The following is a 14,540-nucleotide window of genomic DNA, read 5'->3' as shown; positions in this document are numbered from 1 at the left end:
TGAAAGGAGCGAAAGAACTCGCAAGAACGTCATGCAGAGCGCAGCGAAGCATCTTGCCCGCCGCCACTAATCCTTTTCGTTTTAGGATTGGTTTACTTACTGCGGGCAAGATGCTTCGCTGCGCTCTGCATGACGTTCTATAGTTTCAGCATTTACTCATGGACCCCGCCATCCTGCTCCCCGCCGCCAGCTACGAATTCGCCACCATCCAAAAAGTGAGTGGCAACGGCCCGGCCGTGTCCGCTTCCGACCAACTGGCCGCCGAAGAGCCGCTCGAAATTCGCGTGGGCTACGAAGCCAACGGCCAGCGCCAGCACCGCACGCTCTCCGTGACCATGCGCACGCCCGGCCACGATGAGGAGCTGGCCGCCGGCTTCCTCCTCACCGAGGGCATTATTCACGATAAAGCCGACCTGCTGGGCATCATTCCCTGCCCCGATGTCAAGAAAGAAGAAGAGGCCGGCAACGTGGTCCGAGCCGAACTAGCCGTGCACGTAAAAGTCGATTTCGCGGCCCTGGAGCGGCATTTCTACACCAGCTCCAGCTGCGGCGTGTGCGGCAAAACCAGCATCGACGCCGTGCGCACCGCCTCCTGCCCCGTGCTGCCTACGGCCGGCCCGCGCCTGCGCTACGCCGTGGTGCACCAGCTGCCCGAGAGGCTGCGCGCCGCCCAGGCCGGCTTCGAGCAAACCGGCGGGCAGCACGCCTCGGCGCTGTTTTCGCCGGAGGGCGAGCTGCTGCTGCTGCGCGAAGACGTGGGCCGGCACAATGCGCTGGACAAGGTCATCGGCGCGGCGTTGCTGGCCGGTTGGCTGCCGCTGCATCAGCACGTTTTGCTAGTGAGTGGCCGCGTCAGCTTCGAGCTGGTGCAGAAAGCAGCGGCGGCGGGTATTGGCGTGCTGGCGGCCGTGGGCGCGCCCAGCAGCTTGGCCATTCAGGCCGCCGAGAGCTTCGGGATGACGGTGCTGGGCTTTGTGCGCAACGAGCGGTTCAACATTTACAGCCACGGCTGGCGGCTGGGAGAAGTGTAGCAATATCTGAAATCTTGCTCAACAGCTATAGTTTGGCAACGGCTTCCCATGCCAGCCGTTTAACTTCCAGCCCTAATCCTGACCCCATGAAACTCCGCATCGAAGACGACACCCTGCGCCTGCGCGTCTCGCAGGGCGAGTTGGATGAATTCGCTGAAAAAGGCCGCGTGGAAGGAGCCGTACATTTTGGGCTCAACCCTGCCCAGCGCCTCACCTACGCCTTGGAGCGCGGCTCCGAACCGGCCCAAACGCTGCCCAACGAAGAGCCCGTGCAGGTGCATTACGAGCCGGGCGCGCTCACCGTGCTGGTGCCGTTTGCCCTGGCCAAAAACTGGGTCGAAACCGACCAGAATGGTTTTTCGCACGATGTGCCACTCGCTGAAAACCAGCGTCTCCATATTTTGGTTGAGAAAGACCTGGACTGCCGCCACTAGCGCATCAGGCAACTGTTGAATCCGTTAAAAATCCCACCTTTCTGTTCCGATGAGCGCCATGGAAGATTCTCCCAAAACTGACCCCAGCAAAGCCGGCAAAGCCCACGAGCAGAAAGCCGAGAATGCCCCCAAAAGCGGCGAGCGTCCCGACCAGGGCAAAGCCCCCGCGCCCGACCATTACCGCACCGAGCCCCAGGATACGCACATTCACGCCCACATTCCCGCCCCCGACGTGGCCAACGCCAAATACGAGCACCCCATTTTGGCCCAGCCACCCGAAGCCCTCACCGGCCTCAAGCTGGAAGGACGCGAAAAGGTGGCCGCTGGCGTCACGGCCGTCATCAAATCCATGCAGTTCAGCTGGACGGAAGGCGGCGTGGGGCGCGGCACCAAAGCCCTGCTCGGCCTGAATCAGAAGGACGGTTTCGACTGCTCGAGCTGTGCCTGGCCCGACCCCGACGAACACCGCTCGGTGGCCGAATTCTGCGAAAACGGAGCCAAAGCCACTGCCTCCGATGCCGACGACAAAGCCGCCGGCCCCGAGTTCTTTGCCAAATACAGCCTGGCCGAGCTCTCGCGCATGACCGACCGCGACCAGAATAATGCCGGCCGCCTCACGCACCCGATGGTGAAGCGCCCCGGCGACAACCACTACTCGCCCATTGCCTGGCCCGATGCCTTCGACATCATTGCCAGGGAGTTGAATGCGATGGAATCGCCCAACGAGGCCGTGTTCTACACCTCGGGCAAAGTGCCGAACGAGCCGGCCTTCCTGTTCCAGCTTTTCGCCCGCGAGTTTGGCACCAACAACCTGCCCGACTGCTCCAATATGTGCCACGAAAGCAGCGGCTCGGCCCTGAGCCCCACCCTGGGCCTGGGCAAAGGTTCTGTGACGCTCAACGACTTGCACGAGGCCGAGGTCATTCTCATCATCGGCCAGAACCCCGGCACCAACCACCCGCGCATGCTCACGGCCCTGCAAAAGGCCAAGCGCAACGGCGCCAAAATCATCGCCGTGAACCCCTTGATTGAAGCCGGCCTCGTCGCCTTCAAAAACCCGCAGGATTTCATGAACCCGCTCCGCGCCCTGGGCGCGCTGATGGGCGACGGTACTCAGCTTACCGACGTGTTTCTGCAGGTGAAGGTGGACGGCGACATGGCCCTGCTGCGCGGCATCATGAAGCACCTGTTTGAGGCCGAGGACCTGAACCCCGGGCAGGTAATCGACAAGAAATTCATCGACGAATTCACCGTTGGCTTTGCTGATTTCGAGCAGAATATTCGCAGCACCAGCTGGGAGGAAATCGAGGAAATCAGCGGTGTTTCGCGGGCTCAACTGCTCGAAGCTGCCAATCTCATTGCGCACAAGCAGAAAATTATTACCTGCTGGGCTATGGGCGTCACGCAGCAGCGCCAGGGCGTGCAGACCATTCAGGAAATCGTGAACCTGCAGCTCATGAAGGGCGCCATCGGCAAGCCCGGCGCGGGCACCTGCCCGGTGCGGGGCCACTCCAACGTGCAGGGCGACCGTACGATGGGCATCTGGGAGCGCATGCCCAAAACCTTCATGGATGCGCTGCAAAAGGAATTCGGCTTTACCCCGCCCACCAAAGACGGGTTTGATGTGGTGGAGGCCATCAAGGCCATGCACCTGGGCATGACCAAGGTATATTTCGGCCTGGGCGGCAACCTCCTCGCCGCCGGCCCTGATACCGAGCTCATTGCCGAAGCCATGCGCAAGCAGAAGCTCACGGTTTTCGTGGGCACCAAGCTCAACCGCGGCCACCTCACCACCGGCGAAACCAGCCTGCTGCTGCCCTGCTTCGCTCACGTCGATATCGATATGCAAAAGTCTGGGCATCAGATGACCAGCTGCGAAAACTCGATGGGTGTGGTGAGCCAGAATAAGGGCATTCTGGTGCCGCTGGCCGGCGACCAGCTCAGCGAAGTGGCCATCATCTGCGGCATGGCCATTGCCACGCTCGGCGACAAAACCAAGACCGACTGGGTAGCCATGACGGAGAATTACGACGTCATCCGCGACCATATTTCGCGCGTCATCCCCGGCTTTGAGGGCTTTAATGAAAAGCTGCGCCGGCCCGGCGGTTTCTACCTGCCCAACGGCCCGCGCGAACGCAAGTTCACCACGCCCGATGGCAAGGCGCACTTCACCAAAACCGAGCTGGAGAAATATTCCATTGAGCCCGACCAGCTGATTCTGATGACCGTGCGCTCGCACGACCAGTTCAACACCACCATCTACGAGTACAACGACCGATACCGCGGCATCCACGGCGAGCGCCGCGTGCTGTTCATGAACCCGGCCGATATGGCTGCCCGCAACCTCAAAGCCAAAGACCTCATCGACATCACCAGCCATTACAAAGGCGAAGAGCGCCGGGTAGAGAAGTTTGTGGCCGTGCCCTACGACATTCCGAAAGGCAACGTGTGCGCCTATTTTCCGGAGGCCAACCCGCTGGTGCCCATCAGCAGCGTGGCCAAGGTCAGCAACACGCCCACCTCGAAGTACGTGGTGGTGACGGTGGTGCCCACTGCCGTGAACAACGACCTGCGCATTAAGGAGCGGGAGGCGATGATGGCGTAACTGCCATTGCGAGTGGAGCGCAGCGCAATGCGGCAATCTTTCCTCTCGATGCAGAAATCCCAGAGATGTGAAAAGCCCCGACACTGGAAGGTGGCGGGGCTTTTCTTATAAAAAGGCTTGTCACATTATCAGGCTGGTCGCATCGGGAGGACGGATTGCCACGTTGCGCTGCGCTCCACTCGCAATGACAGTCGGCTTATACAGCCGGCTCGTTCTGCTTTTCCAAATCGAACAGCTCGCCCAGCAACTCTACCAGCTGCCCGCCATCGTCGCGGCGACAGGCAGTTTTGAGCTGCAACACGTGCTGCTTCAGAATCTTCTGCATCAGCGAGCGGGTGGCTTCGTCGAGGAGCTTGCTTTCGGCGGGGGTGGCTTTTTTCTGGTAGCGGTCGAGTTCCTCCTGGCGGAGGGTTTCGAGGTTGGCCTTCATCTTCTGGATGAGGGGCGACACCATCATTTCTTTGGCCCAGTCGTTGAGGCCGGCAATGCTTTCGGCAATGATGGCGCGCACCTGCGGCACGGCGGCCAGGCGGGTTTGCAGCGCGGCCGAGGCCTTGCTCTGAATGGCATCGATGTTGTAGACCAGTACGCCGGGCACCTGCTCCACATCGGCGGCAATGCTGCGCGGTACGCTCAAGTCAATCAGAAACTTGAAGCTGAGGACGTCGAGGTTTTCGGCCAGCTCTTTGGTGAAGAAGGGCTCGGCGCGGTTGATGGAAGAAATCACGACGTCGGCTTCTTTCAAAGCGGGCACGAGGTCTTCAAACTCCACGATGCGCATGTTGCACTCGGCGGCCAGCTCTTCGGCTTTGGCGCGGGTGCGGTTGCAAAGCGTCACTTCGCCAAACGCCTTGCTGGCGGCCAGGTGGCGGCACACATCGGCTCCGATTTCGCCCAGGCCCACCACCAGTACTTTGGGGTTGGCCACGTCGGCGGTCAGCTCTTCCACCAGCTCCAGGGCGGCATAGCTCACCGAGGCAGCCCCGTCGCGGAAGCTGGTTTCGGTTTGCACGCGCTTGTTGGTGAAGAACACGGTGTGCAACAGGCGGTGCAGGAAGGGGCCGGCGGCGTCAGCGTCGGCGGCCCACTGGTAGGCCATTTTTACCTGGTTGCTGATTTGCAGGTCGCCTACTACCTGAGCATCAAGGCCCATGGCTACTTCGAAGAGGTGCTGCACGGCCGCGTCGGCGTCGGGCAGCAGGTCGAAATAGGGGAGGAACTGGCCGATGTCGGCGCGGTCCTTGAGGTGGCCCAGGGCGAGGATGATTTCGCGGCTGCGGTCGTCCTCGGCGGCGTAGTACACCTCGGTGCGGTTGCAGGTGCTCAGCACGAGCAGGTCATTAAGGCCCAGCTCATTGTGCAGCGTATTCAGGAAGCGGCGGCAGGCGGCCTCGTCCAGCGAAAGCAGCTCGCGGATGGCAAGCGGGGCTTTCTTGAAGGAGAGGCTAACGGCCTTGAACGGATGCGACATAGACGGAATCGACACGAAATCGGACTACAAAATTACGGCAGGATTTCGGTAGGATATCACAACAGCCCGGGCATAAGTAGGGTTCGAGAGGAAAGTTGACGAATATCAGGTGCCTTTGGCCCTTGAGAGGCAATCAGAATGAAAGTGTCTGGCCGGAATGACAAAAATCAGTCAAGCCTCGGGGCGGAATGGCGCGCCGACCGCCATACCGGGGGCTTGTACCTTTGCGCCATGTCGCCGAAACTCCCACCCGCTGCTCATTCCTCACTCGTGCCCACGCCCGCCAGGGTTGCTTCTGCGTCCGAAACCACCCTGCCGGGCGCGGCCGATGAAACGGCTTTCCTCGAAGCGACTGAGGCGCTGGCGGCTCCTGCGCCAGCCGTTACCTCGCCCGTGGCGTGGATGCTGCTGCTCATTCTGGCCTCCATCTGGGGCACGTCGTTTATTCTGATGAAGAAGGGGCTGGTGGTGTTTTCGGCCATGGAACTGGGCGCTACCCGCGTGAGTGTGGCCGCGCTGCTGTTGCTGCCGTTTGCGCTGCGCCACGTGGGGCACGTCGAGCGCAGCCGGTTCAAGTGGCTGGCCCTGAGTGGAGTGGTGGGTACGCTGATTCCGGCCTTTCTGTTTGCGTATGCCGAAACCCGGCTGGCCTCCGGGCTGGCGGGTGTGCTCAATGCCCTTACGGTGGTGTTCACGCTGCTGGTGGGGGCGCTGCTGTTTCGGCAGCGGCTGACGGGGCTGCGGGTGCTGGGCATCACGCTGGGGCTGGCGGGCACGGTGGTGATGCTGCAACTGGGCGGCAGCGGCGGCGATGCCACACCCGCCGGCGAAGGCAATGCCTGGTACGGCATCTATATTCTGATTGCCACGATGGGCTACGGCCTGAGCGTTAACGTTATCAAGCACAAGCTGGGCGCGATGACGCCGGTGGCCGTGACATCGGTACTGCTGCTGCTCATCGGCGGGCCGGCCCTGGCGTACCTGCTGCTGGGCACGGAGTTTTTGCACAAGCTGGCTACCGTGCCGGGGGCGTGGGCGGCGTTTGGCTACATAGCGCTGCTGGCTACCATGAGCACGGCTGTAGCCATGGTGCTGTTTAACAGGTTGATTCAGCAGTCGACGGCGCTGTTTGCTTCATCGAGCACCTACCTGATTCCTATCGTGGCCCTGGCCTGGGGCGCGCTGGATGGCGAGGCGTTCAACCTGTGGCACTTTGCCGGCATGGTAGTGATTCTGGCGGGCGTGCTCATTATTCACCGAGCGCGGTAATTGCCGGTCTGCCCGGCGCGTGCGAGTCGATTAAAACGCCACCGTCATACCCAATTGCCCCCATCGGTGTGAGCGGCCGCCTGCGAATTCCGGTGAAACCCAGGTGGCCGTGGCGGCAAAGCTCAGTCCGCCGTGAGCCAGCACCACGCCGCCGGAGCTGCGCAAAATAGCCCGGCGCACGTCGTCAGCGGGCAGTGTGTACGGGTTGCGGTTGGTGAAAGGACTGCCCTGTAAGGTGGCATCGTAGCCAACGAGGCGTCCTTCCAGCGTGGCTTCGCCGTACAGTTGCCAGGGTTGTGGCTCACTGTTGTGGTTTGGTGCAGTGATGCCCAGGTTGGCGAAATAGGGCGTGAATTTTCCGGCGCGCAAGTGCAGACCGGTACCGGCGTAGGTGTACAGCGTACCGAGGGAGGCTTCGGCATTGCCCAGCAAATCAACGTGCTGACTGGCCGCTAGCTGCTTCTCAAACGCCATGCGGTAGCCAATGATTGGCGCGTTCTGAATCTGATAATCCCAGCCACGCGGCTCGGCATTGCCCGTGACGCGGTGGATGGCAGTTTGCAATTCCTTGCCGCCCGCCGCCGGACCGATGAAGCCGATTTCCAGCGCCGTGGTTAGTCGCTGATGTTGGACTGGATGGTTACTGACGCGAAAAAACGACCCGTATAAATATGCTGCATACGGCCGGTCGCCCACCCGAATAAACGCGTCCTGGATGCGCAGGGGCGTAAACCCATCGTAGCGCAGCGTGAGGCTATGGTACTGCGTGCTGCCACGCGGGCCGGCCGCCAGCAGGTGCCGCACCGGCAGGTGGGCCAGTATCGGGTGCACCAGCGTGAGCGTCATGCCCTGCGTGAAGTAATAATCGGTGCGAAAAAACAGGTCGTTGGCGTAGGTGTAGCGCAGCAGTCGGGTAGAGCTGATGGGCCGCAGCGTATCGGCCGGTGCGGGGCCGGTGAGGCCAGAGAAACCCAGAAACAGCAATATCGGGAGGCGCATGAGTGGCGGGAGATACGCGCGGGCGGGCGGCGAGGATTGGATTGCCGCAATGCTGGTGTGCATTTGTGATGAGCGGCAGCTGGTATTAACTCAGCTACTCATTCACATACGGCCACTCCTGGAAGCGGGCGGGCAGGCCCGCCCGCCGGGCATTGCCGCGCACGTAGGCCAGCAGGCGGATGAGCTCGGCCTCGTCCTGCACGTCGTAGTTGAACCAGCCCACCTGCCAGAATTCGGCTTCGGAAGGGAGCCTGGGGCGCACCAGGCGGCGGCAGGCGGTGCCCGTGCGCAGGTGCAGCAGGTCGATGGCCTGGGCGAAGGAGATGGTGCTGCTGGCGGGCAAGTGCACCACGAGGTGCGTGTGGTTGGGCAGAATGGCGAAGCCGTGCACCACAAAGCCCACTTCTTCCAGCATCATGATTTCGCCGGCCAAAACTTCGGCCAGCTTCTCGTTTTCAAAGTAGGCCGCCCCGATGGGGGCCCGGTCCAGCACGGCATCAAATTTGGCGAAAAACTGCTTCCGGGCGCGGCGATGGTCGGTGCCGGCTGCACGGGCCTGGCGCAGCTCGGCGGCCAGCTCGCGGCTGGTGGCCGCGGGAATGGTGCCGTGCAGGCGAAGGGTGAGAAAGGAAGTTTGGCCCACGAAACCGCCCAATATTAACCCGCCGCCCGGGCCGTAGCCGGCAGCTTGATGTAAAACGTAGTGCCCACGTTTTCCTCGCTCTCGACCCAGATGTGGCCTTGGTGCAACTGCACGATGGTTTCGATAATGTGCATGCCCAGGCCGGTGGTTTTTTCGCCGCGCAGGCCGGGGCGGCGGGCGGGCGTGAAGCGGTCGAAGAGCATGGGCAGCAGGTGGGCCGGAATGCCGATGCCGTCGTCGGCCACAGTCACCAGCACGTGGTCCGGGTGCTGGGTGAGGCCCACCGTGATGTGGCCGCCCTCGCCGGTGAATTTGATGGCGTTGGACATCAGGTTGTTAATCACCTGCAAAAACTTGTTGTTGTCGATTTCAACGAATAGGGTGGGCTGCGTGGGCTGAAACTCGAAATGCTTGGCCACCAAATGCTCGCCCACCTGATACATTTCCACCACCTGGCGCAGGGCCTGCACCAGGTCTACGCGGGTGCGCTTGAGCTGCACGGCCGCCGAGTCCATGAACTCGCCATCCACAAAATCGCGAATGAGGTTTACGCTGTCGCGGCAGGTGTCGCGCATCACGCGCAGCATTTTTTGCACCTGCGCGTCTTGCAGGGTCTGGGTTTTTTCCTCCAGAAATTCGGCCATCTGCTGAAGCATGCTGAACGGCCCGGCCAGGTCGTGCGACAGAATTTCCAGCGTAGTGTTCTTCTTGGCCATGTACTTGTCGGCGTTGCGCAGGTATTCCTGCTCCACCGTCACGTCCTGAGCGGTGCCGGCCAGCAACGCGCGGCCATCGGGGGCAGTACTGCGCCGGGCCTGCACCGCCAGCCAGCGCAGGGGCACGTCGGGGTGGGGCTGCAGGCGCAGCAGCAGGTCGTCGCAGAGGTGGCCGGCAGCCAGCTGCCCCAGGCAATGGCGGACGTAAGTCTGGTCATCGGGGGGCAGGAAGCCCAGCAGCCGGGGCAGGTCGGCGTTCGCATTTTCGCGCCGGAGGCCGGGAAACAGCTGCTCGTAGGCCGCGCTCACGTAGCACACCTCGCCAGCGACAATGTCGTAGGCAAAAAACGTTTGGGGGTTGCTGTCGAGCAGGTGTTGAAAAGTGTCGGCAGAAAGGGGCATGAGGTTGGGGCAAAGACCGGTGAAAAACGTCCGGCTGCCCGGCAACCAATTATGCCGCTATCCGGTTCAGCTTCGAGTTTTTGTAGCCGTAGCCGAAATATACGGCCAAGCCTATCAGCAGCCACACGAAAAACAGCGTCCAGTTGCTGATGCCCAGCTCGGTCATCAAATACAGGTTGATGAGCAGGCCCAGGGTGGGCAGCAACGACAGTTTTTTGCGGAATGAGAGCGCCGACAGGCCGATGCAGAACAGGAAAAACACCAGCGTCGGAATCTGGTGAGCGAAGCCGCCCGTGACCTTGCCGCTCAGTGCATCGTGCGCAATCCAGCCGCGCTGACCAGTGATGTCGAGCATGAACTCGTGGTTGCTGGCTGCGTTGTAGCGCACAATCAGGAAGGCGCCAATGGCGAGAATGAGCGGCACCAGCCACTGCCCGTTGATGTACGGCACCTTGAAGCGGGCTTCCGAGCGGCCGTAGGGGTCGATGATGAGAATGCCGCCGCACACCAGCGCAAACGCGAACAGCGTGCCGATGCTGGTGAGGTCGACCACCAAATCCATGTTCAGAATGAGCGCCGGTACCGCCACAAAAAAGCCCGTGACGATGGTAGCGAACGACGGGGTATGGAAGCGCGGGTGAATCTTGGAAAACACTGTGGGTAGCAGGCCGTCACGGCTCATGGTCAGCCAGATGCGCGGCTGGCCCAGCTGGAAAACCAGCAGCACCGAAGCCATGGCAAACACTGCACTCACGGCTACCAGGCCCGAGAGGCGCGACAAACCCACCTTGGCAAACACGAAGGAAAGCGGGTCGCCCACGCCCAGCTCCTTATAGGAAACCATGCCCGTAAGCACCAGCGTAATAATTACATACAGCACCGTGCAGATGATGAGAGCATACATCATGGCTTTGGGCAGGTCGCGTTGCGGGTTCTTGCATTCCTCGGCCGTGGTCGAGATAGCATCGAAGCCGATGTAGGCAAAGAATACCGCCGATACGCCCTTGAGCACGCCGCCCACGCCGTTGGGGGCGAAGGGCGTCCAGTTGGCCGGCTGCACGTAGAACGCGCCCACCACAATCACGATGAAGACGATTATCAACTTCAACAACACCAGCAGGTTGGAGGCGTTTTTGCTTTCCTTGATGCCCACGTACACCAGCGCCGTGATGGCCACAGTGATGAGGAAGGCGGGCAGGTCGACCACCAGATGGAAGCTGTCGGACAGGGCCGGGGCCATCATCCAGGCCTTGTAGCCATCGAGCTGGGCCGGCGATACGGCGGCCGTGGCCTCGGCCAGGGTCTTGCCCGACTGCACCAGCGTCTGCACGGCCTCGTAGCCGGCGTGGCCGGTTTGGGTACCCATCGTGAGCCAGAGCGGGATGTGAATCCCGATGCCGTCGAGCAAACCGGTAAAGTAATCGGACCACGAAATGGCTACCACGATGTTGCCCACCGCGTATTCCATTATCAAGGCCCAGCCGATAATCCAGGCCGCCAGCTCGCCAAACGAGGCGTAGGCGTAGGTATAAGCCGACCCGCTAACCGGAATGGTGGCCGCAAACTGCGCGTAGCACAGCGCCGAAAACGCGCAGGCAATGGCCGTAAAAACAAACAGCAGCGACACCGCCGGCCCACCGTCCAGACTGGCCTTGCCGATGGTGCTGAAAATGCCGGCCCCGATGATGGCCGCAATGCCTAGCGCCGTGAGGTCGCGCACGGTGAGGTGGCGCTCCAGGCCGCCGGGGGCGGCGTGGCCTTCGTGGTCGGCGGGTGGGTTTTGCAGAATGGCCGCAATGGTTTTGCGGCGGAAAAGCGACTTTTCAGAACTCATGCTAAGGTGGGAGGGCGGGTTTGAGGGGCAAAAGATAACGCCCCGGCGCGGGTTGCGGCCCGCGCGGCCCCGCCTACCTCGGATGCAGCGACTGCATGAATGCGCTTTCGACCAGCGAGCCGCCGATGTTCAGCACGGCTGAGCCGCGCCCAATCTGCATGGGAATGCCCACCGAAAAAGCGCCCAGCCCGCCGTAGTTGCTGGTGCCGCTGTAGCCTCCAAAAGGAGCGGGGCGTTGCGCCAGCGGGGCAAAGCCCGTGTTAGTAGGGAGGGCATCGGGGTTGTAGAGCATGCCGGGGCCTTGCAGGCGGTAGGGCACAAAGCTGTATTGCACGAACGGGCGCGCCCGGCCCGTGGCGCTGCTGCCCAGCTGGTAGCGCAGGTAGGGCTGCATGGCGTAGCCGTAGCCGGAAGCGGTGGGCAGCGGTGTGTAGTTGCCCACCACGTAAGCTCCCGTGAGAAAATGGCCCTTCGCAGGCGGGGCCGGTGCCGGAATTTCCAGCCCGAGTGCGGCAGCAGAGCGCGTCTGGGCGTGGCTCAGCAAGGGCAGAAGCAGGAGCGCCAGGGGCGCGAGGCGTAGCGTGCGGAACATGGCTGAAATGCTAGGTGGAAGGAACGATGACTAAGATACAAGGTTTTGGCCACCGGCGTGTGCAATGCCGCCGGGGCAGGCATCGGGTAAGAAACCGCTTTCGTTCGTCAGCCCATGCGCCCTGCCCGCTCCATCCACATTCCGCAGCCCTGCCACGAAAACTGGGCCTCGATGACGCCCACCGCCACCGGCCGCCACTGTGCTGCCTGTGCTCAGACAGTAGTCGACTTTACCCTGAAAACCGATGCCGAAATCCTGGCCTATCTGGCCGGTGCCGCGAGCCCCCGCATCTGCGGGCGCTTCGCGGCGGGGCAGCTGGAGCGGCCGTTGCAGCGCGCCGCTGCGGTTGCCCCAACGGCGCGGTGGCGGGCTTGGCTGGCGGCGGCCGTGGCCATGTGGGGTGTGCGGGAAGGCAGCGGCGTGGTGGCCCAGGCGCAAGCGCCCGCCGAGTGGCGCGCCCGCTAATGGGGCGGCCCGGTGCCGTCCGCGCCGGTAGCGAACGAGGAAAAAGGAACGCCCTTGCGCGACCCTGCCACGGCAGTGCAGCGGCAGATTACCATGGGCGCGCCTACGATGGTAGCGGCCGCTCCGACGCACCTTGAAGCTTTGGCTGCCGCGTCTGTTGTGCTTCGGGGCATGGTGCGTGACTCGTCCGCACATCTGGGTCTACCCGGCGTGACGGTGCTACTGATAAATACCCAAATCGGAGTTCCCACTGATGAGTACGGGGCCTTCGAGCTTACTGTACCGGCCCAGTATGTAGTGAATGGCACCGCCGAAATTCAGCTGAATTACGTCGGCTACGTGTCGCAATCGCACCGATTGGTCGTGGGCCAAAATGCGCCTGCCAATCGGTTTTATCTGGAAACTGATGTCAAGGGAATGTTGCTAGGCGAAGTAGCAGTTTGCCGGCTGCCACCAAGTAAGCTGCCGCCCGCTCCCTGGCACCCGCGAGCAGTCTACTACTGGAGCAAATATTGGCTCACTCGGCCCTTCCGCCGCAGCTGATATTAAAGCCAAACGCCCGCTGCTTTCCCTAAAACCGCTACTTTAGCCGCATGGCCACTCTCCCCCGCATCTCCATTCCGCAGCCCTGCGCCCAGCCTTGGGCCAATATGTCGCCCACCGCCGCCGGCCGCCACTGCGCCGCCTGCGCCACCGAAGTGGTGGATTTCACCCGCATGAGCGACGCCGAAATCATGGCCTTCATGGCCCGGCAGGGCGGCCGGCGCGTGTGCGCCCTGACCAATGCCACCCAGCTGGCCCCGGTGGCTCCGGCCACGCGATGGCGGCGCTGGCTGCTGGCCGGGCTGGCATTATTGGGCTGGCAGTCGGCCACGTCGTGCGCCACCAAGCCGCCCCAGCAGCCGCCCGTGCCCACCACCGCCACCATAGCCACCGACCCGGCAATGACCCCGGCGCGCCAAATCATCATTCGCGGCCAAGTGCTGGACGGGGCCAGCGGCCCCGCCGTGGCCGGCGTGCGGGTCATGATAAACGACACCGAATTCGGCACCACCACCGACGAGAAGGGCAACTTCGAACTGGTGATGGCCCGCGACTGGGCCCCCATCGCCGGGGGCAGCGTGACGCTGAAGTTCCTGGGCAACCCGTTTGATTTTCAGCCGAAGGACGTGGCGCTCGACTTGAAGGCCACGCCCCAGCCCGCCGCGCTCACCGTGCACCTGGATTCGGTGCCGAACCGGGGCAAGGTGATGGGCAAAATCCGGATGCCCGAGCCGCCCGTGGCCCCGCCGCAGAAGTAGCTGAAGCTTCATCAGCCGCTACGATTTAAGCTCCAACGTCTGAACGCCGTGATTTCCATTCCGAAGCCCTGTGCCGAAAGCTGGGATGCGATGACGCCCACGGCGGCCGGCCGCCAGTGTGGCCGCTGCCAAACGGAAGTGGTGGATTTCACTCGCATGAGTCAGGCGGAAATACTGGCTTTTATGGCGGGGCGGAAGGGGCAACGCGTCTGTGCCTTCATGGCTGTCCCGCCGGCGGTGCCGCACCATCCGAAGCGGTGGAGTGGACCCCGGCGGTGGCTGTTGGCGGCGGCGGCTTTTCTGAGTGGACAGCAGGTTTCGGCGGCTGCTTTGCCGCCGCAGCCGCTGCGCATCGGGCATTGGCTGGTTGGGCAGGCTCCCCGTCAGGCCATGATTACCATTCGCGGGGTCGTGATGGATGACTCCTTGAATGTGCCGGTAGCCGGCGCGAGGGTATACTTTGGCGATACGCAATACGGCACTATTGCCAATGAGCGGGGCGAGTTCTCGTTCTCCTTTCCTGCTGATTGGGCACCCGCAAAAAGCGGAATAATAAAAGTGAGAGTTGGGGGTGTGCCGTTTGCCCTTTTGGAGCAAACGGTTCAGGTAAGCATAAAAGAAACTTTAGTGCCCGCGCCACTTGCCATTCGGCTACTCTCGATTCCAGAACGCGGTTTTCGTAAAGGCAGAGCCATATTGGAGGAGCCACCCGTTGCCTTACACAAGTCGCGCAAAAGCCGCCGCTAACCGCCAAACCTTTCTGCCTCAAAATACCTTC

Annotated in this window: 14 protein-coding genes; 8 read left to right on the top strand and 6 right to left on the bottom strand. The window is 62.2% G+C overall.

Annotation, left to right across the window (positions count from 1 at the left end; all coding sequences use genetic code 11):
* The first annotated feature begins 158 nt into the window (after positions 1–158).
* The 3 genes from fdhD to ACYVM5_RS05320 all read left to right on the top strand — a co-directional run bounded on the left by fdhD (position 159) and on the right by ACYVM5_RS05320 (position 4,070).
* Positions 159–1,031 carry a formate dehydrogenase accessory sulfurtransferase FdhD gene (gene fdhD, locus ACYVM5_RS05330; RefSeq protein ID WP_460617097.1) on the top strand — a complete coding sequence of 291 codons (873 nt, stop codon included), beginning with the start codon at positions 159–161 and terminating at the stop codon, positions 1,029–1,031.
* An 86-nt stretch (positions 1,032–1,117) separates the two neighbouring features.
* Positions 1,118–1,465: a DUF7009 family protein gene (locus ACYVM5_RS05325; RefSeq protein ID WP_460617096.1), complete on the top strand. Its 348-nt coding sequence runs from the start codon at positions 1,118–1,120 to the stop codon at positions 1,463–1,465.
* A gap of 58 nt (positions 1,466–1,523) precedes the next feature.
* Positions 1,524–4,070, top strand: coding sequence for an FdhF/YdeP family oxidoreductase (locus ACYVM5_RS05320; protein ID WP_460617095.1), 2,547 nt, complete (start codon positions 1,524–1,526; stop codon positions 4,068–4,070).
* Positions 4,071–4,266: 196 nt separating this feature from the next.
* Here ACYVM5_RS05320 and hemA read toward each other — a convergent pair whose 3' ends face one another.
* On the bottom strand, positions 4,267–5,541 hold the full coding sequence (hemA, locus tag ACYVM5_RS05315; protein ID WP_460617094.1) for a glutamyl-tRNA reductase: 1,275 nt from the start codon (positions 5,539–5,541) through the stop codon (positions 4,267–4,269).
* Between the two features lie 231 nt (positions 5,542–5,772).
* Between hemA and ACYVM5_RS05310 the strand changes: the two genes are divergently transcribed.
* Positions 5,773–6,810, top strand: a complete 1,038-nt coding sequence (locus ACYVM5_RS05310; protein WP_460617093.1) for a DMT family transporter — start codon at positions 5,773–5,775, stop codon at positions 6,808–6,810.
* 30 nt (positions 6,811–6,840) lie between these two features.
* On the opposite strand, the gene ACYVM5_RS05305 is transcribed toward ACYVM5_RS05310, so the two are convergent.
* The 5 genes from ACYVM5_RS05305 to ACYVM5_RS05285 all read right to left on the bottom strand — a co-directional run bounded on the left by ACYVM5_RS05305 (position 6,841) and on the right by ACYVM5_RS05285 (position 11,996).
* A complete protein-coding gene (locus ACYVM5_RS05305) occupies positions 6,841–7,809 on the bottom strand; it encodes a lipid A deacylase LpxR family protein (protein WP_460617092.1) in 969 nt (322 codons plus the stop codon).
* Between the two features lie 94 nt (positions 7,810–7,903).
* Positions 7,904–8,452, bottom strand: coding sequence for a transposase (locus ACYVM5_RS05300; protein ID WP_460617091.1), 549 nt, complete (start codon positions 8,450–8,452; stop codon positions 7,904–7,906).
* A gap of 14 nt (positions 8,453–8,466) precedes the next feature.
* Entirely contained in the window at positions 8,467–9,570 is a 1,104-nt protein-coding gene (locus ACYVM5_RS05295; RefSeq protein ID WP_460617090.1) for a sensor histidine kinase, read from the bottom strand.
* A gap of 49 nt (positions 9,571–9,619) precedes the next feature.
* Positions 9,620–11,404 carry an amino acid permease gene (locus ACYVM5_RS05290; RefSeq protein ID WP_460617089.1) on the bottom strand — a complete coding sequence of 595 codons (1,785 nt, stop codon included), beginning with the start codon at positions 11,402–11,404 and terminating at the stop codon, positions 9,620–9,622.
* Positions 11,405–11,477: 73 nt separating this feature from the next.
* A complete protein-coding gene (locus tag ACYVM5_RS05285; RefSeq protein ID WP_460617088.1) occupies positions 11,478–11,996 on the bottom strand; it encodes a hypothetical protein in 519 nt (172 codons plus the stop codon).
* Positions 11,997–12,110: 114 nt separating this feature from the next.
* On the opposite strand from ACYVM5_RS05285, the gene ACYVM5_RS05280 reads away from it, so the two are divergent.
* The 4 genes from ACYVM5_RS05280 to ACYVM5_RS05265 all read left to right on the top strand — a co-directional run bounded on the left by ACYVM5_RS05280 (position 12,111) and on the right by ACYVM5_RS05265 (position 14,509).
* Positions 12,111–12,461: a hypothetical protein gene (locus ACYVM5_RS05280; protein WP_460617087.1), complete on the top strand. Its 351-nt coding sequence runs from the start codon at positions 12,111–12,113 to the stop codon at positions 12,459–12,461.
* Positions 12,462–12,554: 93 nt separating this feature from the next.
* On the top strand, positions 12,555–13,004 hold the full coding sequence (locus ACYVM5_RS05275) for a carboxypeptidase-like regulatory domain-containing protein (RefSeq protein WP_460617440.1): 450 nt from the start codon (positions 12,555–12,557) through the stop codon (positions 13,002–13,004).
* A 50-nt stretch (positions 13,005–13,054) separates the two neighbouring features.
* On the top strand, positions 13,055–13,762 hold the full coding sequence (locus tag ACYVM5_RS05270) for a peptidase associated/transthyretin-like domain-containing protein (protein WP_460617086.1): 708 nt from the start codon (positions 13,055–13,057) through the stop codon (positions 13,760–13,762).
* 48 nt (positions 13,763–13,810) lie between these two features.
* Positions 13,811–14,509 carry a peptidase associated/transthyretin-like domain-containing protein gene (locus ACYVM5_RS05265; protein ID WP_460617085.1) on the top strand — a complete coding sequence of 233 codons (699 nt, stop codon included), beginning with the start codon at positions 13,811–13,813 and terminating at the stop codon, positions 14,507–14,509.
* The last annotated feature ends 31 nt before the right edge of the window (positions 14,510–14,540 follow it).

Source organism: Hymenobacter ruber (assembly GCF_054783255.1).
This window is presented reverse-complemented; position numbering and strand designations above follow the sequence as displayed.

Excerpts from the sequence above, each read along its gene's own strand:
- ACYVM5_RS05270 (WP_460617086.1), top strand. The coding sequence starts at position 13,055 with ATGGCCACTCTCCCCCGCATCTCCATTCCGCAGCCCTGCGCCCAGCCT.
- ACYVM5_RS05285 (WP_460617088.1), bottom strand. The coding sequence starts at position 11,996 with ATGTTCCGCACGCTACGCCTCGCGCCCCTGGCGCTCCTGCTTCTGCCC.
- ACYVM5_RS05290 (WP_460617089.1), bottom strand. The coding sequence starts at position 11,404 with ATGAGTTCTGAAAAGTCGCTTTTCCGCCGCAAAACCATTGCGGCCATT.
- hemA (WP_460617094.1), bottom strand. The coding sequence starts at position 5,541 with ATGTCGCATCCGTTCAAGGCCGTTAGCCTCTCCTTCAAGAAAGCCCCG.
- ACYVM5_RS05310 (WP_460617093.1), top strand. The coding sequence starts at position 5,773 with ATGTCGCCGAAACTCCCACCCGCTGCTCATTCCTCACTCGTGCCCACG.
- fdhD (WP_460617097.1), top strand. The coding sequence starts at position 159 with ATGGACCCCGCCATCCTGCTCCCCGCCGCCAGCTACGAATTCGCCACC.
- ACYVM5_RS05295 (WP_460617090.1), bottom strand. The coding sequence starts at position 9,570 with ATGCCCCTTTCTGCCGACACTTTTCAACACCTGCTCGACAGCAACCCC.
- ACYVM5_RS05325 (WP_460617096.1), top strand. The coding sequence starts at position 1,118 with ATGAAACTCCGCATCGAAGACGACACCCTGCGCCTGCGCGTCTCGCAG.
- ACYVM5_RS05280 (WP_460617087.1), top strand. The coding sequence starts at position 12,111 with ATGCGCCCTGCCCGCTCCATCCACATTCCGCAGCCCTGCCACGAAAAC.
- ACYVM5_RS05305 (WP_460617092.1), bottom strand. The coding sequence starts at position 7,809 with ATGCGCCTCCCGATATTGCTGTTTCTGGGTTTCTCTGGCCTCACCGGC.
- ACYVM5_RS05275 (WP_460617440.1), top strand. The coding sequence starts at position 12,555 with ATGGGCGCGCCTACGATGGTAGCGGCCGCTCCGACGCACCTTGAAGCT.
- ACYVM5_RS05320 (WP_460617095.1), top strand. The coding sequence starts at position 1,524 with ATGGAAGATTCTCCCAAAACTGACCCCAGCAAAGCCGGCAAAGCCCAC.